At 37.6% G+C, this 16,618-nt stretch carries 19 protein-coding genes and 1 pseudogene; 8 read left to right on the top strand and 12 right to left on the bottom strand.

Features of this window, described 5'->3' with window-relative positions:
• Positions 1–6 precede the first annotated feature (6 nt).
• The 3 genes from yugI to LAV82_RS22660 form a co-directional block, all read right to left on the bottom strand.
• The gene (yugI, locus tag LAV82_RS22670) at positions 7–408 is read right to left on the bottom strand and encodes a S1 domain-containing post-transcriptional regulator GSP13 (RefSeq protein ID WP_013059599.1); all 402 of its coding nucleotides are present in this window, start codon (positions 406–408) and stop codon (positions 7–9) included.
• Positions 409–615: 207 nt separating this feature from the next.
• Complete coding sequence (locus tag LAV82_RS22665) at positions 616–1,776, bottom strand: aminotransferase (protein WP_499716912.1); 1,161 nt, start codon at positions 1,774–1,776, stop codon at positions 616–618.
• Positions 1,776–2,276, bottom strand: coding sequence for an Lrp/AsnC family transcriptional regulator (locus tag LAV82_RS22660; protein WP_013059601.1), 501 nt, complete (start codon positions 2,274–2,276; stop codon positions 1,776–1,778). Before LAV82_RS22660 ends, LAV82_RS22665 begins: the two co-directional genes overlap by 1 nt.
• Positions 2,277–2,434: 158 nt before the next feature.
• Here LAV82_RS22660 and LAV82_RS22655 point away from each other — a divergent pair, with 158 nt between their 5' ends.
• Together LAV82_RS22655 and LAV82_RS22650 are read left to right on the top strand one after the other, a co-directional pair.
• Positions 2,435–3,283: an alpha/beta fold hydrolase gene (locus LAV82_RS22655; RefSeq protein WP_013059602.1), complete on the top strand. Its 849-nt coding sequence runs from the start codon at positions 2,435–2,437 to the stop codon at positions 3,281–3,283.
• A 168-nt stretch (positions 3,284–3,451) separates the two neighbouring features.
• Positions 3,452–4,624, top strand: coding sequence for a MalY/PatB family protein (locus LAV82_RS22650; protein WP_499716911.1), 1,173 nt, complete (start codon positions 3,452–3,454; stop codon positions 4,622–4,624).
• Between the two features lie 35 nt (positions 4,625–4,659).
• On the opposite strand, the gene LAV82_RS22645 is transcribed toward LAV82_RS22650, so the two are convergent.
• Positions 4,660–5,184, bottom strand: coding sequence for a superoxide dismutase family protein (locus LAV82_RS22645; protein ID WP_013059604.1), 525 nt, complete (start codon positions 5,182–5,184; stop codon positions 4,660–4,662).
• 103 nt (positions 5,185–5,287) lie between these two features.
• Positions 5,288–5,485, bottom strand: coding sequence for a hypothetical protein (locus LAV82_RS22640; RefSeq protein WP_078082210.1), 198 nt, complete (start codon positions 5,483–5,485; stop codon positions 5,288–5,290).
• 85 nt (positions 5,486–5,570) lie between these two features.
• Here LAV82_RS22640 and kapB point away from each other — a divergent pair, with 85 nt between their 5' ends.
• Complete coding sequence (kapB, locus tag LAV82_RS22635; RefSeq protein WP_013059606.1) at positions 5,571–5,951, top strand: kinase-associated lipoprotein KapB; 381 nt, start codon at positions 5,571–5,573, stop codon at positions 5,949–5,951.
• Between the two features lie 36 nt (positions 5,952–5,987).
• Here the strand turns inward: kapB and kapD are convergent, their stop codons facing one another.
• Both kapD and LAV82_RS22625 read right to left on the bottom strand, forming a co-directional pair.
• On the bottom strand, positions 5,988–6,602 hold the full coding sequence (kapD, locus tag LAV82_RS22630) for a 3'-5' exonuclease KapD (protein WP_013059607.1): 615 nt from the start codon (positions 6,600–6,602) through the stop codon (positions 5,988–5,990).
• 344 nt (positions 6,603–6,946) lie between these two features.
• Positions 6,947–7,330: a hotdog fold thioesterase gene (locus LAV82_RS22625; protein ID WP_013059608.1), complete on the bottom strand. Its 384-nt coding sequence runs from the start codon at positions 7,328–7,330 to the stop codon at positions 6,947–6,949.
• Positions 7,331–7,436: 106 nt separating this feature from the next.
• Here LAV82_RS22625 and LAV82_RS22620 point away from each other — a divergent pair, with 106 nt between their 5' ends.
• The 3 genes from LAV82_RS22620 (at position 7,437) to LAV82_RS22610 (ending at position 8,826) form a co-directional block, all read left to right on the top strand.
• Positions 7,437–7,805 (top strand): YuzC family spore coat inner layer protein, encoded by a 369-nt coding sequence (locus LAV82_RS22620; protein ID WP_013059609.1) that lies wholly within the window; start codon positions 7,437–7,439, stop codon positions 7,803–7,805.
• A gap of 176 nt (positions 7,806–7,981) precedes the next feature.
• Entirely contained in the window at positions 7,982–8,518 is a 537-nt protein-coding gene (locus LAV82_RS22615) for an HD domain-containing protein (protein WP_075421610.1), read from the top strand.
• 116 nt (positions 8,519–8,634) lie between these two features.
• Positions 8,635–8,826: a hypothetical protein gene (locus LAV82_RS22610; protein WP_013059611.1), complete on the top strand. Its 192-nt coding sequence runs from the start codon at positions 8,635–8,637 to the stop codon at positions 8,824–8,826.
• A gap of 51 nt (positions 8,827–8,877) precedes the next feature.
• On the opposite strand, the pseudogene LAV82_RS22605 reads toward LAV82_RS22610, so the two are convergent.
• Positions 8,878–10,197: pseudogene (locus LAV82_RS22605) on the bottom strand (Na+/H+ antiporter family protein).
• A gap of 266 nt (positions 10,198–10,463) precedes the next feature.
• Complete coding sequence (locus LAV82_RS22600; RefSeq protein ID WP_499716910.1) at positions 10,464–11,957, bottom strand: leucyl aminopeptidase; 1,494 nt, start codon at positions 11,955–11,957, stop codon at positions 10,464–10,466.
• Between the two features lie 245 nt (positions 11,958–12,202).
• Between LAV82_RS22600 and LAV82_RS22595 the strand changes: the two genes are divergently transcribed.
• Positions 12,203–12,679, top strand: a complete 477-nt coding sequence (locus tag LAV82_RS22595; protein WP_013059614.1) for a divergent PAP2 family protein — start codon at positions 12,203–12,205, stop codon at positions 12,677–12,679.
• Positions 12,680–12,721: 42 nt separating this feature from the next.
• Here LAV82_RS22595 and spsC read toward each other — a convergent pair whose 3' ends face one another.
• From spsC to LAV82_RS22580, 3 genes are all read right to left on the bottom strand, one after another.
• Positions 12,722–13,369, bottom strand: coding sequence for a stationary phase survival protein SpsC (gene spsC / locus LAV82_RS22590; RefSeq protein WP_013085320.1), 648 nt, complete (start codon positions 13,367–13,369; stop codon positions 12,722–12,724).
• A gap of 81 nt (positions 13,370–13,450) precedes the next feature.
• On the bottom strand, positions 13,451–13,774 hold the full coding sequence (locus tag LAV82_RS22585; protein WP_013059616.1) for a YuiB family protein: 324 nt from the start codon (positions 13,772–13,774) through the stop codon (positions 13,451–13,453).
• 122 nt (positions 13,775–13,896) lie between these two features.
• A complete protein-coding gene (locus LAV82_RS22580) occupies positions 13,897–15,111 on the bottom strand; it encodes an NAD(P)/FAD-dependent oxidoreductase (RefSeq protein WP_025752690.1) in 1,215 nt (404 codons plus the stop codon).
• 493 nt (positions 15,112–15,604) lie between these two features.
• On the opposite strand from LAV82_RS22580, the gene LAV82_RS22575 reads away from it, so the two are divergent.
• Positions 15,605–16,597 (top strand): NAD(P)/FAD-dependent oxidoreductase, encoded by a 993-nt coding sequence (locus LAV82_RS22575; protein ID WP_211078551.1) that lies wholly within the window; start codon positions 15,605–15,607, stop codon positions 16,595–16,597.
• The last annotated feature ends 21 nt before the right edge of the window (positions 16,598–16,618 follow it).

Genomic DNA, 16,618 nt, shown 5'->3' with positions numbered 1-16,618 from the left:
TTTTTCTTATTTCTTAATTAGATCTTCGCGGTTTGATTGCTCAATCCACTCTTCTAATTTTTCTTTTAATGTGTTGAATCCTTGAGTAGATTCAGTGTGAACTGTTGCTTGACCTTGACGCTTTTTAGCAGGTTTTTTAGGTGCAGAAGCTTCAGTTTTTTCTGGAGCTGGCTCAGTAGCACGAATAGATAAACCAATTTTACCAGTTGACTCATCAACAGATAAAACTTTAACGTTTACTTCGTCTCCTACTGATAAATGTTCGTTAATATCTTTAACGAAGCCATGTTTCACTTCTGAGATATGAACTAATCCTTGAGTTTCTTCATTTAATGCAACGAATGCACCGTATGGTTGAATTCCTGTTACTTTACCTTTTGTAACAGTACCGATTTCAAATTTTGACATATAAACACTCCTAGATACCTTATTATTTTCACCATTATAGCCAATTTAAAATTATAGCACAGTTCATAGATTGAATCAAAAAGTAGTTATACTATATTTATTATTTACCAATTTCGTCACAAATATAAACTAACACTACATTTCATCATAGCAAAAAAGATATTATATCAAACCGTCTATACGATATGACATAATATCTTATTTTTATTATAACTTATTTTCAACAAAACGGCTAATCCGTTTTATGGATTCTTCTAATGATTCCATTGAAGAAGCGTATGAACAGCGAATATGTCCCTCTCCGCCTTTTCCAAATACATTGCCTGGCACCACGGCTACTCGCTCTTCAAGCAAAAGCTGCTCAGCGAATTCTTCCGATGACAATCCAGTTTTCTTGATAGACGGGAACACATAAAACGCTCCTCCGGGAGAATGGCATTCCAGACCAATTTGATTTAATGACTTCACCATATAGTTCCGTCTTCTGCGATAGCTTTTTCTCATCTCTTCTACGTCATGCTGCCCATTTTGTAGTGCTTCAATTGCTCCATATTGTGCCATGGTAGGCGCACACATCATTGTATACTGATGAATTTTCAGCATTGCTTTAGCAATTTCAGTTGGTGCACATATGTATCCAAGACGCCATCCAGTCATGGCAAACCCTTTAGAAAAGCCAGAAATAATAATAGTTCGTTCTTTCATTCCTTCTAAAGAAGCAATAGATGTAAATTCTTCATCATATGTTAATTCTGCATAGATTTCATCCGTGATAACAAGCAAGTCATGCTTTATGACAATATCCGCAATAGCCTGCAGCTCTTCTTTAGAGAGTGAGCTTCCTGTTGGATTATTAGGAGAGCATAAAAGAAGGGCTTTCGTGTTGCTTGTAATGACTTCATCAATCTGTCTAGGCTGCAGTTTAAACTCTGTTTCTGCCGTTGTTTCAATTGCCACAGGAACTCCTCCTGCTAGCGAAATTAACGGACTGTAAGACACAAAATTTGGCTCCACGACAATAATTTCATCTTCAGGGTTAATCAAAGCTCGCATTGTAATATCTAGAGCCTGACTTCCTCCAACGGTCACAATAATATCATCTTTATAATCATACGAGACGTTAAAATTTCTTTTCATATACTTCATAATTTCAAAGCGGAGCTCTAAAAGCCCCGCATTTGCTGTATAAGAGGTATATCCTCTTTCCAACGATAAAATACTCGCTTCTCGAACAGCCCAAGATGTGACAAAATCAGGTTCACCTACTCCAAGAGAGATGACGTTATCCATACTTGCTGCTAAATCAAAAAAGCGGCGAATACCTGAAGGTTTCAGCTGTTGTACAGTTGTTGACAAGCGTTCTTTCATTACGGAGACACCACGATTCTGCGATCTTCATCGCCTTGGTCATAGATGGTACCATCGTGCTTATATTTTTTCATGATAAAATGAGTCGTTGTAGATAAAACAGAGTCTAGCGTAGAAAGCTTTTCAGAAACAAAAAACGCTACTTCAGACATTGATTTTTCTTCAATAATAACAGACAAATCATATGCTCCTGACATTAGGTACACGGATTTCACTTCTTGAAAACGATAGATGCGCTCCGCAATCTCGTCAAAGCCTACTCCTCGCTTTGGTGCAACTTTTACATCTATCATAGCCGTGACGCCCTCATGTCCATCTACTCGTCTCCAGTTAATATCAGCTGAATATTGCACAATTACTTTTTCTCTCTCTAGCTTTTTAACAATATTAGAGGTTTCTTCAAATGTTAAATCCACCATTTTTGAAATACTATCTATTGAAATACGGCTATTTTTTTCTAGAATTTCTAAAATTTCTAACTCTTTTTCTTCTAAGAACACCGCGTTCCCCTCCTACAACGATTAAATTTTTTCACTTTTTCCATTATATCAAATTTAAACACATCTTTAATGTGAAATCTATACTGGTAATTGAGTTTCATTTTATAGATTGCTGGAAATTAGGACAGACTAGAAAGAAAAAGATGGAGTGAAACAAATTGACTGAATCTAAAATTACTTGTCACCAGCGTACTTTTAATGGAGTCAATGTTTACTACGAATGCCATAACTATCACCCTGATAAACCAGCCATTGTATTTATTCACGGCTTTTTATCATCGAGTTTTAGCTTTCGACGTTTAATTCCTTTATTTGAAGATACGTTTTCTATCATTACGCTGGACCTTCCGCCATTTGGGCGAAGTGAAAAATCGTTAACCTTTCAATACTCGTATAAAAATTTAGCCAGAATTGTCATCGAGTTGATTGAATATTTAAAGTTGAAAGATGTTGTACTATCGGGACATTCAATGGGAGGACAGGTTTGTTTAAACGTAGCAAAGTTAAAGCCTTCTTGCGTATCAAAACTAGTTCTTCTGTGCAGCTCAGCTTATTTAGGCCCCTCACATTATGGATTGGTCATGTCTTCTTATGTTCCCTTCTTTTATCTGTGGGTAAAAACGTGGCTGTCTCGCAAAGGTGTATTAGGCAACTTGCAAAATGTCGTATTTGATCATAAGTTAATCGACGAAGAAATGATTGATGGCTATACTGAACCATTTTTGGATGACCGTACGTTTATGGCTTTAACAAGAATGATTCGTGATCGAGAAGGAGACCTATCCTCAAAGGATTTGCAGCACATAAAAAAACCCAGTTTACTCATTTGGGGAGAAGAAGACCGGGTTGTTCCTTTGCATCTCGGACGTAAGTTAAAAGATGATTTAACAGACTCTACCTTTATCTCTTTAAAGGAAATTGGACACCTTTTACCAGAAGAGTGTCCCGACATTGTGCAATCTCATATGGTCGATTTCTTGTACGGTGAAAAAGCCCTGTCTCAATAATGACGGGGCGAGTTCGTATATTTCACACGAGGCGCTAACTTTAATAAAAAATTTATTAGTCGTGCTTCAGCAATTTTTTCACTTTCTTTATTGACTTCACAAGTTAACTTCGTTGACAAACGTATTAAAAATAAGCAAACTATTATATTAAAAAAGGGGGTACCTTTATTGTCTACTTATTCTTTTGATCAATTAATTAACCGTACAGGTACGCAGTCCGTAAAGTGGGACAAAACTGATCTTGTTTTTGGAGCAAAAGATGTTCTGCCTTTTTGGGTAGCTGATATGGATTTCCAAGCGCCGCCTAATGTTCTTCAAACCATTAATGAGCGTGTCAAACACGGTATTTTCGGCTACACTTCCCCTACTGAATCTACGGCAAATGCTTTATCATCTTGGGTAGAAAAAAAGCATCAGTGGACCATTGATCATGAATGGATTACATACAGTCCAGGAGTTGTATTTGCCCTGAGTATGGCTATCCAAGCATTTACGGAACCCGGAGATTCAATTTTAATTCAGCCTCCAGTCTATACTCCATTTTTTAACATGATAAAGGTAAATGATCGAGAAGTTGTTGAAAATCCGTTAAAACTTGCAGGCGATAAATACGAAATTGATTTTGCAGATTTAGAGCAAAAATTTGCAGAAGGCGTAAAATTAATGATTCTTTGCAGCCCTCATAATCCAGTAGGACGCGTGTGGACAAAAGAAGAACTGAAGAAGCTTGCCGATCTTTGTGAAAAATACAATGTATTAATTGTTTCAGATGAAATCCATTCTGATCTAATTTACCTGCCTTATAAACACATTCCCATTAGCATGGTGAGTGAAGATGCAGCCAATCGAACCATTACGTGTATGGCCCCTAGCAAAACATTTAATATACCGGGACTTCAAGCTTCAGCTATTATTATTCCAAACGAGAAACTGCGCACACAGTATGTTCAACAACAGCAAAAACAAGGGTTTTCTAATTTAAACACATTCGGAATAATTGGGTTAGAGGCGGCTTACAGTGAAGGTGAGGAGTGGCTAGAAGCACTGCTTGTATATCTGAAGAAAAATGTAGATCTCGTGACGCGTTTTATAAGTGAAAACTTGCCTGAACTGCGAGTGGTTCAGCCCGAAGGAACTTATTTACTATGGATTGACTGCAACAAGCTGTATTTATCAGAAGAAGAATTACATGAACGCTTATTAGAAAAAGGGAAAATTGCCGTAGAAAAAGGCGAAAAATACAGTTCCACATATGGAAAAGGTTTTATCCGCTTGAACATTGGCTGTTCACATGAACAGCTTCAAGAAGGATTAAATCGCTTAAAAGTAGCTTTAACGTAAAAAACAGCGTTCTTTCCCACGAAAGAACGCTGTTTTTAATGTTTTTTTGAAATAACTCCGCAGGCGATTCGCTTGCCAGAATTACCTGATGGCTCTGTCATTCCGTCATCACCTTGTTCGGTAATAACAAGGGATGAACCATCCATACGCTTAACGAGCGATGTCTTTCCTTCTTTTAACGTGACTTGAGGAACCATATCTGTTCCTGTATACGTCTGATCGTCTTCTACCACAATATTTTTCATATCACCTAAATGCGGTCCTTTTGGATTTAACAGTCCGTGTTTCTTTTTATCAGGATCAAGGTGATTGCCCGCACTTTTAAAGTTAGGAGCTTTGCAAATTCCCATTTCATGAATATGTACGCCGTGTTCGCCAGGTGGAAGTCCGCTTAAATTGTACGTAAACTCAATTCCATCGGCCTGTTCTTTCAACTTGACTGTACCGATGCTATCTCCATCTGCGTTATAGACTTTGACTTCTTTATTGGATATTTCTTTTTCCATACACCCCGTTAACAAGAAAAAAGGCACGGTTCCAATGAGTAGTAGTTTTTTCATGTTGCCCTCCAATCGCATATGCACTAGCGAAAGTTTTAGATGTCTTTCCATAGATTGTCCAGCAACATATTATTTTAAACGCTTACATTTTATTTGCATTTCATTACAGTGATTTCTTATTATCCTGTTCTTTTAGCTTTGCTTCTAACTCCTTCGTTTTTTCTTCTTCTTTTTTCGAAATCTTAATGATTAAACGCCATACTGCAACTGCTGCTAGCACAAAAATCGCCATAGTAGCAAAAGCAGGAATATATTCTCTTTTATCTTCCGGAAAATAAAGCAAAAACATTAAATACATCATGTACAACATCCTTTCATAGAAACGGTAGAGGGTTTTGATTTATACTGGTGATAACAAACACTTTACTTAAAGGAGATCTGGCAATATGACATTTACAATTGGTCAAACCGTTACGGCACTTTATAAAACTGGGAAATACATCGGTGAAATTACACAAGTTCGAGATCTGCATTATGTTGTGCGGATTCAAGCTGTGTTAAAGCATCCAGAACAAGGTGACTTACATAACCCTGGACAAGTGGACGTACCTTTTTTTCACGAGCGAAAAGCACTTGCATTTCGAGAGCAGGCCAATATTCCTCAAAAAATGGTTCATCTCTATGAAGACAGCGTTCCCGATTATAAAAATTCACTAAAAAAAGCGCTTGAATTAAAGATAGCTGAACAACAAGCCAAAGATAGCCCTTTTGCTCAAGCAAGTATTGCCTGTTTAGAAGAGTTAAAAAAAGAGTACGGTATTCATTAAGTAAAAAGCCAAATTCACGTAGAAGTGATTTGGCTTTTATAATGCAAATTTATTTAATACTTTTGAAAAATCGATTCGATCTCCTATGGTCGTTGGCTCTGGTTTTTGAAGGTACCGCTTATCTTTTTCTACAAGCTTAAAGATGTTGAGTGTCGTCATCGCATCATCAAGCGCGCAGTGGTGCTTTCCAGTTCCTTCTTTACCATACTCTTGCACAGCTTTCCAAAGGCCAGTTTGATTTTGATCTCCAAAAAAGCGCTTATACTCCATTGAAAGATCAATTTCTTTACCTGCAAAAGGAAATGGCACCTTATTTTTTTGACAGCACTGCCTTAATACTTTCATATCCATGTTCCCCCATGTAATAATCGTGCTGTGTTTATACATGCCCAGTCGCTGTACAAGCTGCTCTAGCGTAATGCCTTCATTTACTTGATTTTGTTCGATATGGAGAAATGATTTACAGCGCTCAGTTAATTTTGTAAAGTGTGTAGGCTGTACGTAAGAGGAGAAACGATCAATGATTTCTTGATTTTTAACAAACACCAAACCAACTTCAATGATTTCCGGAAAAAAGCCTTTTGGAAAACCCTTATACTCTGGCATTGTAAATTCAAAATCAATGAATAAATACTGAGAGTTCTTATCCAATATTATCACCCCTTTGTAAAATAAACCGCCCTACTATATTAATGCTATTATAGCACGATTGAACAATCGGAAGGTCTATTTTCTGTTCTTATTTTTAATATTATGAATATTCTAGTTGCTGAATAAAAAGAATACTTTACTACTACTATATTCTAGAGCATGTCTCTATGCGCAGGGTAATTGTCACGAATAGACATAATTTCGCTTATTTTTTTACCTATTTTTTCACTTTTTTATGTATCCGCTCTTCCAAATTCTCTTTAAACTCTAACATGAGTGTGTGAGGTGGCTCCTTCTCACTCCAAAAGCATACCTCACACCTTCTAGACTAAGCATTCTTATGTTTAAGCTTTAGGTAGAATAGCAAGCGTACATCTGGATATACAGATTAAATTCTCTTCTTCATCTTGAATTTTCACTTCCCAAACCGCTGTTTTTTTTCCTTTATGTAAAGGAACGCCTATAGCTGTAACGATTCCGTCTTTTTTCCCTTTGATATGATTGGCATTAATTTCTAAACCTACGCAGATTTCTTTTTCGAGATCTACACTTTTAATGGCACCTAGACTAGCCACAGTTTCAGCTAACGCCACCGATGCTCCTCCGTGTAAAAGCCCGAATGGCTGACGCGTTCGCTCATCAACAGGCATCGTCGCTTCGACTCTTTGTTCACTCGCACTAATAATCTCAATTCCTAATGCTTCTAACAGCGTATCTTTTGTTTTCATATCCATACCTCCCTTTGTATCTAGTATACAATAACGGTTTTGCTACAACATATACGAACCCTCTACATATACATAATAAAAATCCGTTTTCTAGGAGGATTCTTATATGAAATCATTTGCTCCCTTGTCTTACTATTGGCCACCGTACTACATGCCTCACCCTTATACATACAGGGTACCTAACTTACCTGAGGCGGACATCGCGACATTTCAGCAATCTCTTAAAGTTATTCCCTCTACCATGCAAAGCGCTACTATATTTATTCAAAGAGCTAATACTTCGCCAAATTTAATAAAAAAAATAAAAGCTGCTGCTCAAGAATCCAAAATGAGTGAAGTAAAAAGACTCATTCTTTCCACTGGTGTTAAGACAAAAATCGATGTTTTTTATACTCCAGACTATATTAAAATTACGTTTATTCATCCCGATAACCAATTTGACTGCTGTCACGTATCGTTAAATATTAGATGGTAAAATACAAGGAAAAAAGTCTTATTTTCTTCAAAAAAAGATGTACATGTTGTTTCGTTCCGAATATTATAATATATGCCATTTTTGTATGTAAAAACAAATTACACGATAATTGTATTTAGGATACAAATATGATATTGTATTTGGAAATATATTTTTTCTTTAGGAGGGATGACATGATGAGACATGTTACGCTAGTAGAAATTTTCACGCATCCTATCGCTCAAAAATATTTAACTCGATCTGGCGTTGCGCATGCTGTATCCGTCGCCTATCATGCGTTTCGTCTATCCGTACAGCATAATGTAAACCCCGATTTAGCTACAAAAGCAGCGCTGCTTCATGATATTGGCCACTACGAATGGTACACAAATGGTCAGTGGGATTATGAGAAGTATCGTCAAAATGATATTCACGCTATTAAAGGGGCTGAACGTGCACATAAATTACTCATTCGTTTAGGTGAGGAACCTCAGGCGGCAAAAGAAATTGCTTTAGCTATTTTACTACACACAGACTCATATTTGCCTGAAGGAACAATTCAACAACGCCCTCTTCAAAAAGTAGTCAAACTAGCTGATGAAGCTGATGAAGAGCCAGGCGGCAAACACCATTACCGTGAAATGGAATATAATCTGGCTGTAAAGAAAATTAAGGAGCTTGATGAGAAAGTGCTTGAACTTCTACATTCCAACCAATTTAAACAGTTAGGCTGACAGGATTAACTCCTTTCATAAGAGTTAATCCTTTTTATTATTTCTCCTCATAATTCCCTGCAAATTACTCATACTACTTATTGATTCTCATTTTTTGTTAGTTAGGAGGAAGAAGAATGTCTAAAAACGCTAGAGGTTACGTGCAAGATTCTTGCACATCATTAAATCAGGCAAAAGCAAGCCTTGAACAAGCTCTTCAAACAGTAGAGAAAGATTCAAATCGTGAACGTATTGAACAATCTCTTCAGGCTGTAGAGCAAGCATTAGGAGCTTGTGACAGCACTGCTTCTACTCTTTCTCAAGCATGAAAAAAGCAGCCGGTTTTGATCGGCTGCTTTTTTTCATTATAGGGCCTCTATTTACAAGATAACCGAGGCAATCCACCCAAAAATAATAAGTGGAATGTTATAGTGAAGAAAAGTTGGTACACACGTATCCCAAATATGATCATGCTGACGATCGACTGCTAATCCAGATGTGGGTCCAAGCGTACTGTCTGAAGCTGGTGAACCAGCGTCTCCAAGCGCTCCCGCTGTACCAACAATACAAATCGTTGCCATTGGACTCATACCAAGTTCTAAGCAAAGAGGAACAAAAATCGTCGCGATAATTGGAATGGTAGAGAAAGAAGAACCAATGCCCATTGTCACTAAAAGCCCGATGACAAGCATAAGAAATGCACCTAGCATTTGGTTGCCGCCAATAAGAGCAACAGAGCCTTTTACAAGCGCTTCTACATCTCCAGTTTCTTGAAGAACTTTTGCAAAACCAGAGGCAGACAACATAACAAATCCGATGAAAGCCATCATTCTCATTCCGTTCGTTAATACTGGATCTGCTTCATTCCACTTCAAAGCCCCGCTGAAGTAAACGACAACAATCCCTGCAAGCGCTCCGAAAATCATAGAATCTACTAAGAGCTGCACAGTTAAAGCCGCTACAATCGCAAGTAAAGCTACAATAATTCCTCTTGTTGTTTAACCTGTACGCTCCTCTGTGCCTTGGTCAATGTTAATGTCTTCATAAGTGCGCGGCTTGCGGTACGAAATAAACACAGCAAACAATAAGCCCACTACCATTCCTAAAGCTGGAAGAGCCATCGCGGTGGTAATATCTCCTTTATCAATTGTTAATCCACTTTCTTTGATGTTAGTAAATAAAATGTCGTGATAAATCTTACCGAATCCTGCCGGCAAATACATATAAGGTGTAACCAATCCAAATGTAATAACGGTTGCGACTAATCGGCGATCGATTTTTAACTGATTAAATACTTTCAATAGAGGTGGAATTAAAAGCGGAATAAATGCAATGTGAACCGGAATAACGTTTTGAGAAAAACATGAAATAATAAGGATGATCAATAAAATCAGTACTTTTGACAGTGACTTCTTTTTCGTTTCTCCTTCTTTCCCTACTATTTTTAACGCTAGCTGAACAACGGCATCAGGCAGCCCTGTCCGCGAAACAGCCATTGCAAATCCTCCAAGCAAAGCATAGCTTAATGCAACAGAAGCACTGTTTCCAAGACCATCTGTGTATATACTTACTGTATCTATGAGGCTGATACCGCCAACAAGTCCTCCAATTAGCGCTCCGACTGCTAAAGAAAAGACAACGTTGATACGCAATAAGCTCAAAATCAGCATCACGAGCACAGCTATTAATACTGCATTCATTTTGAAACCTCCATTTTTCTTTTCACTTTATCTCATTAAAACATTAGAGAGATAAACAACATGTTCATTATATTAGGTATAGAAAAAAAGTCAATCATCTTACTAAATAAACGTTTGTTTAACTTCTCTACACCCTTAACAATATAAGGATTTTTCTAAGTAATCTTTTCTTGCTAAAAAGAAAAAACATTATGTAAACATATTAAAAAGAAGCATCATCGATGCTTCTTTTTACGTTTCTTTCTATCACTGCTATACTTTTTTCATTAATTGGCTTCAAATGAACAAACCATTGTAGCTAGTGTTCGCACCATCACGCCTGTTGCACCTGAAGGTCCTAACTCATGAGAAGCAGCGGATGTTGCAGTTCCAGCAATATCCAAGTGAACCCATGGTGTTTGCTCTGCAAACTCACCAATAAAAGTTCCTGCCATAATTGCGTGCCCCTCTCGTCCAGGAGAGTTATTTAAATCTGCTACCTTACTTCCCCGAACACGCTTTTTGTCTCGTTCTGTAATAGGCAGCTCCCAAATCGGTTCGCCTGTCTCAATGCTCGCTTTCGCTATTTGCTGCAATAAAGCAGAATCATTCGTCATTGCCCCAGTTGTATGTGTACCAAGAGCTACAATTACACCACCCGTTAATGTCGCCACGTCTACTAAATAATTTGCTCCGTGGTGTTTGGCATAGGAGATACCATCAGCTAACGCTAAACGCCCTTCAGCATCTGTATTCAGTACTTCTATTGTCTTTCCATTCATTGCTGTAATTACGTCATCTGGCTTAAAAGCACGCGCGCTAATAACGTTGTCAGTTGATGGAATGACAGCTACTACGTTTTGATAAGGTTTTAATTCTCCAATTGCTTCCATTGCACCAAGAACAGATGCAGCTCCGCCCATATCTGTTTTCATACCTACAATCCCGTCTTTAGATTTGATAGAGTAACCACCTGTGTCAAAGGTAATCCCTTTTCCTACCAACCCAATAACGTCTTCCCATTTTTCTTTTCCTTGATATTTCAGGACAATCATTTTAGGAGGCTCTGCGGAACCTTGATTAACTGCTAACAGCGCGCCCATTCCCAATGTTTCCATCTCTTCTTTTTCTAAAATTTCATATTCAAAACCATATGTATGTGCCATTTCTACTGCATAATTAGCTAAATCTGTAGCCGTTAGCATATTGCTTGGTAAGTTAACAAGGGTGCGCGCTGAGTTTGTTGCTTTTCCATACGTATATCCAACCAAAGCAGATTGTACAACGTCTTTGTAAAAAGAAAACAGTTCAATTTTCTCAAGCTGCTTGTCAGGTTCGTTTGATTTCTTTTTGTAGTTTTCAAACTCGTACATAGCAAGCTGTTGAGCTTCTCCTAATAAAGCTGCAGTTTCTTGCTCTGACCACACTCCTGTATCAAATGTAGAAAGGGCGACCGATGCGTTTGAAATCTTCGCTTCTTTTAACTTTTTAAATAACAGCCCAAAGCTCTCTTTGAGTCCATTTTTAGTTAGCGCTTGCTTTCGTCCGAGTCCCACAAAATAAAGACGTTTTGCTCCTAATTTTCCTAGTGTATGAATCGTTGATGTACGTTTTTCTTGTACACGTATATCCCCTTCTTTAATCAAATGAATGAGCTGTCTACCTAAAGCTTCATCAATTTCTTTTAGAAGGCCTTCAAATTGTTGGTTTTGATTAAATAACCCGATTACGAGCGCTTCTGTTTGATGATCAACACCAAATGTTTCTACATGCGAAAACATAAAATTCCTCCCTTTTACGTATAGAGATTTTATTTTTATTTATCATCTGCTTTGTTTAATCTATTCAGCAAGTGGAATATATATCATATTCACCACTGTTTTCATCTATATACATATGATAGCAGAAATACAATTTTTAATCACAGTTCAAAAACCTTAGTTTCACACATATACTTTCATCTACCGCTTTTTTCATCATACGGGTTTAGCTTTTCAGACATTTTAAGTTGAGGGAGGACGTCTCAATGGATTTATTCTCAAATTTTCCACTTTGGAGTTCATTAATCGCTATTTTCTTTGCTCAATTTATTAAGATTCCCCTTTCTTTTGTAGCTACTAAGAAAATAGACGGCAGCTTATTTTTCAGTACGGGAGGCATGCCAAGCTCTCACTCCGCAGCAGTAACTTCCTTAGCAACTGCCATTGGGCTAGCAGAAGGTCTTAAATCCCCCATTTTTGCTCTCTCCGCTATTTTTGCCATTATTGTCATGTTCGATGCTAAAGGAGTAAGAAGACATGCAGGAGAGCAAGCAACGGTTTTAAATCGTTTGGTTGAAGACTTTCAGCGCGCAGTAAAAGAGGCAAAGCTGTGGACGACCAATGAAGAAGACGAAAAACAAGTGAAGCTAAAAGAGCTGCTTGGACATAAGCCTATTGAAGTTTTCTTTGGGGCCTTAACAGGGATAGCAGTTGCTTTTGTAACGTATTATGTATGGCCATAAAACATAAGAAAACACATGAAGAATTCTTCATGTGTTTCTCGTTTATTTTACCTGCTGGCGAAAAACCTGCATCGACTTCTTTTCATTCAGCATTGTTAACTCTTCTTCAGTTAAGCGGCCGTCCCCTGATTTCACTACATAGACGTTTAATTCTTTTTTACCCCATATGTTGTACACATCGGAAACAGTCTCAAAATATAAATCAAGATGATTGCCTTTAATAGCCCCACCTTTATCTGCTACCACTCCATAGCCATAGCCCGGAATAAACAAGATCGTGCCGATTGGAAATATGGTTAAATCAGCAGCGATGGTTGAATACAAGTCACGTTTTACTTTAACGCCCGAATATGTAATACCATACCCTGGATGATTGGGATTTTTCCCAGTTGATTCGTAACCAGCTGTGTAACCCGTAGCCAATACATTCTTAGTTGGATAACGCGACCAATCAAATGCTTCTTCAATCGTCAGACGCTCTTTGTCATTGCTAGCCGCTTCAGCTCTTAGTGGTTTTAGAAATGATGGCAAGAGCCTTTCATTCATTAGAGGATGCCCTGTACTGTTTATAAAAGGCATATATTTGATGACTGTGGTTATTGGGACGCCGGTAATTGCTTCATATGTTGTAAACAGCGCTCCGACCAGTAGTAGGCACATAATGAATCGCTTTGCTATTTTTCCAATCATTGTGATTTCCACAACTCCTCTCACGAATCTATTTGTTTCCAACATAAAAACAAATTATTCGTTTGCGAGAAGAATTTACATTTAAAACATTTGGTACCCTCTTGTTCGTAAAGATTTAATGGTAATGCCTGAAGCTAGTGCACCTATAAAACCAGCCATTAAAATCGCAATGTCAGCTGTGGCTAAAGATAGCACTTTTGTCCCTAGCTGCTGAAAGGAGTGAGCGGGATGTTGAATGTAATCAACCGCTCTTACATCATCAATAATAAAAATAAAAATCACGGGATAAATAATGGCCATAATCCAAGACATGCGAAGCAGCATATTCAATAAGAAACCGATTCCAAAAAACAAAACAAAAAACAACAAGATGGAGATAATTAGTACAGGCACACTCATTTCCATTGCTTTTCGCCTCCGTTACTCTTTATACTCTCAGTTTACTTAAGAGTAATGAAGGCGTCAATCACAGAAAAGTAAGTTAATACCAAAAAAGCAAAAGGCTTAAAGACCTTTTGCTTTTTGTTCTAAAAGAAATTAAATTTTCCTTTTTTCAATACAAGACCTGCTCCGCCTTGAAGGAAAAGCGAGCGATTATCAACAACTTTTTTCATAAAAGATGCGCTTGAACCAAATAGTTTTCGACCATATACAACGCCAATTGCGTCATCATGCCCTAACGAACATACCGTTCCTTTAATATCTGGTTTGAACTCACTTAATTCTTTTTGACCTTTCATCAAACGGCTAATATTTTCAGCGCAGGTACCGCCTTGCTGCATAGCAATTTGAGCTGTTGGCGGATAAGGACGTTCTGTTTCAGGGTTAATCATTAGTGAACAATCTCCAATAACAAACACATCTTCATGCCCTGGTGCCAGCAAGCTATTGCTTACTTTTACACGCCCGCGCATGTTTTCAAATCCAGCTTTTTCAATCACGTGACTGCCTCGAACACCCGCAGCCCATACAACTGTTGCTGATTTGATTTCTTCTACTTGGTCATCTTTTGATACAATAATCCCTTCTTCTGTACACTCTTTAATCGCTGTTCCGATCTTGAACTCGATTCCTTTTCGTTCTAGTTGTGTTACCGCATATTCTACAAGTTCTGGATCAAAACCTGGCAAAGCCGTAGGCGCTGCTTCTACACAAATAACGCGTACTTTTTCACGCGGAATATCAAACTCTTTGCAAAGCTGAGGGACTCGATTTGCTAATTCTCCCACAAATTCAATGCCGGTAAAGCCAGCACCCCCAACAATAATTGTCAGAAGTTCGTCTCTTTTTTCCACTTCATTGTTGTACGTCGCAAACACATAATCAATATGCTCACGAATTTGACGTGCTGCATTAATGCTCGTAATGGTAAATGCATGTTCTTTTAAACCTTTAATTCCGAAAGTTTCTGCTTCATACCCTAAAGCAACAACTAAATAATCGTACGTTAGCTCACTGTTTTCAAGAAGAACACGCTTTTCATCTAACTTAATATCTACGACCGTGTCTTTGATAAATGTAACCTTATTTGTGTTAATTAAATTTTTAACAGGAACACGAGAGCGATCTTGATGAATTGTACCTGCTGATACTTCATGAAGCCATGTGGTTTCGTAATGGTAATCGTTTTTATTTACCAAAACAATTTCCGCATCACTAGCACCCAGTTTCTTTTGTAAATTAACAATTGTCATAATGCCGCCATACCCGGCACCCAAAATGACGATTTTAGGCTTTTTCATAGGAATGTCATCCACCTTTTTTAGTTATAGTCACAAGTATGTCTTACAAATATAATGATAAGAGCAATTTTATTTGGTTTGCTTTTTTATGTTAGTTTGAGCAAGAACGATCATCGCTATCCATTTATTATTCATATAAGAAAAATAATGTGAATCACTTCACGTTCTTTTTTAAAAAAATACATTTTTTCTGTTTCAAAAAAATGTAAGCATAAGTCCTAGCTTGATTTACACAAACATCTTATGCTTTTTTAATCGGTTTTTCAACCCTTCACTTTGTATTTACAAGCTTTTAAATTTTCAATTACTTTCCTGTATACCCAGTTTTATATTTGACCAAAACGTGTGGTTATGTTAATGATTACAAATACTGATCTTTAAGTTGAGAAAGTTTCTCAAACATTCCAGCGTGTTTTAATGATATTTTATAATTTACTATGCTATCATAAAGTAGAATATGCATTGGCACAGAACAATCTAGAGGTGATTATAAATGAAAGAAGATAAACAAGTATATGATATTACCATCATCGGAGGCGGCCCTACAGGCTTATTTACAGCATTTTATGGCGGTATGCGTCAAGCGAGCGTAAAAATTATTGAAAGCTTGCCACAGCTTGGTGGGCAGCTTTCTGCTTTATATCCTGAAAAATATATTTATGACGTAGCTGGTTTTCCAAAAGTACGGGCTCAAGAATTAGTCAATAACCTAAAAGAGCAAATGGATCAATTTAAACCTGCAGTTGCGCTAGAGCAAGCCGTAGAAAAGGTAGAAAAACAAGCGGACGGTGTATTTCGATTAACTACTAATTCTGAAGTCCACTATTCAAAAACAATTATTATTACGGCTGGAAACGGTGCATTTAAGCCCCGTAAAATCGAGCTAGAAAACGCAGAACAGTTCGAGCAAACGAACCTTCATTATTTTGTGGATGATATGAATAAATTCAAAGGCCGCAAAGTATTAGTATGCGGGGGCGGGGATTCTGCTGTAGACTGGTCTCTTATGTTAGAGCCGATCGCAGAAAAAGTAACGTTAACGCATCGCCGAGACAAGTTCCGCGCTCATGAACACAGCGTAGAAAACTTGCATAATTCATCAGTTGATATTAAAACACCTTATGTACCGGTTGAATTTATTGGAGATGACTGTATTACACAAGTTGTGTTAGAAAACACAAAAGGTGAAGAAAAGACAGTAGTAGACGTAGATGATGTTATTGTAAACTTTGGATTTGTTTCTTCTCTAGGTCCAATTAAAGAATGGGACTTAGATTTAGAGAAAAATGCAATTGTTGTTAACTCAAAGCAAGAAACAAACATTCCTGGCATCTATGCAGCAGGTGATGTCTGCACATATGATGGAAAAGTAAAACTCATCGTGGCAGGATTTGGCGAAGGTCCGACTGCTGTTAATAACGCTAAAGCATACATTGATCCAAAGGCTCGCTTACAGCCTATGCACAGTACGTCAATGTTCTCATAAAAAAAGCAGGCTCTCGCCTGC

The sequence above is a fragment of the Bacillus sp. ILBB4 genome (assembly GCF_035064545.1).
Taxonomy (GTDB): Bacteria; Bacillota; Bacilli; order Bacillales; family Bacillaceae_H; genus Priestia.
Note: the sequence above shows the minus strand (reverse complement) of the source record. Positions and strands in the feature narration are given on the sequence as shown.

What these genes read in the sequence shown, in the direction of transcription:
- LAV82_RS22600 (WP_499716910.1), bottom strand. Translation starts at nt 11,957, where the DNA reads ATGTTTTCGCATGTAGAAACATTTGGTGTTGATCATCAAACAGAAGCG.
- LAV82_RS22665 (WP_499716912.1), bottom strand. Translation starts at nt 1,776, where the DNA reads ATGAAAGAACGCTTGTCAACAACTGTACAACAGCTGAAACCTTCAGGT.
- LAV82_RS22615 (WP_075421610.1), top strand. Translation starts at nt 7,982, where the DNA reads ATGAGACATGTTACGCTAGTAGAAATTTTCACGCATCCTATCGCTCAA.
- yugI (WP_013059599.1), bottom strand. Translation starts at nt 408, where the DNA reads ATGTCAAAATTTGAAATCGGTACTGTTACAAAAGGTAAAGTAACAGGA.
- LAV82_RS22580 (WP_025752690.1), bottom strand. Translation starts at nt 15,111, where the DNA reads ATGAAAAAGCCTAAAATCGTCATTTTGGGTGCCGGGTATGGCGGCATT.
- LAV82_RS22610 (WP_013059611.1), top strand. Translation starts at nt 8,635, where the DNA reads ATGTCTAAAAACGCTAGAGGTTACGTGCAAGATTCTTGCACATCATTA.
- LAV82_RS22625 (WP_013059608.1), bottom strand. Translation starts at nt 7,330, where the DNA reads ATGAAAACAAAAGATACGCTGTTAGAAGCATTAGGAATTGAGATTATT.
- spsC (WP_013085320.1), bottom strand. Translation starts at nt 13,369, where the DNA reads ATGATTGGAAAAATAGCAAAGCGATTCATTATGTGCCTACTACTGGTC.
- LAV82_RS22640 (WP_078082210.1), bottom strand. Translation starts at nt 5,485, where the DNA reads ATGATGTATTTAATGTTTTTGCTTTATTTTCCGGAAGATAAAAGAGAA.
- kapB (WP_013059606.1), top strand. Translation starts at nt 5,571, where the DNA reads ATGACATTTACAATTGGTCAAACCGTTACGGCACTTTATAAAACTGGG.
- LAV82_RS22620 (WP_013059609.1), top strand. Translation starts at nt 7,437, where the DNA reads ATGAAATCATTTGCTCCCTTGTCTTACTATTGGCCACCGTACTACATG.
- LAV82_RS22645 (WP_013059604.1), bottom strand. Translation starts at nt 5,184, where the DNA reads ATGAAAAAACTACTACTCATTGGAACCGTGCCTTTTTTCTTGTTAACG.
- LAV82_RS22585 (WP_013059616.1), bottom strand. Translation starts at nt 13,774, where the DNA reads ATGGAAATGAGTGTGCCTGTACTAATTATCTCCATCTTGTTGTTTTTT.
- LAV82_RS22575 (WP_211078551.1), top strand. Translation starts at nt 15,605, where the DNA reads ATGAAAGAAGATAAACAAGTATATGATATTACCATCATCGGAGGCGGC.
- LAV82_RS22595 (WP_013059614.1), top strand. Translation starts at nt 12,203, where the DNA reads ATGGATTTATTCTCAAATTTTCCACTTTGGAGTTCATTAATCGCTATT.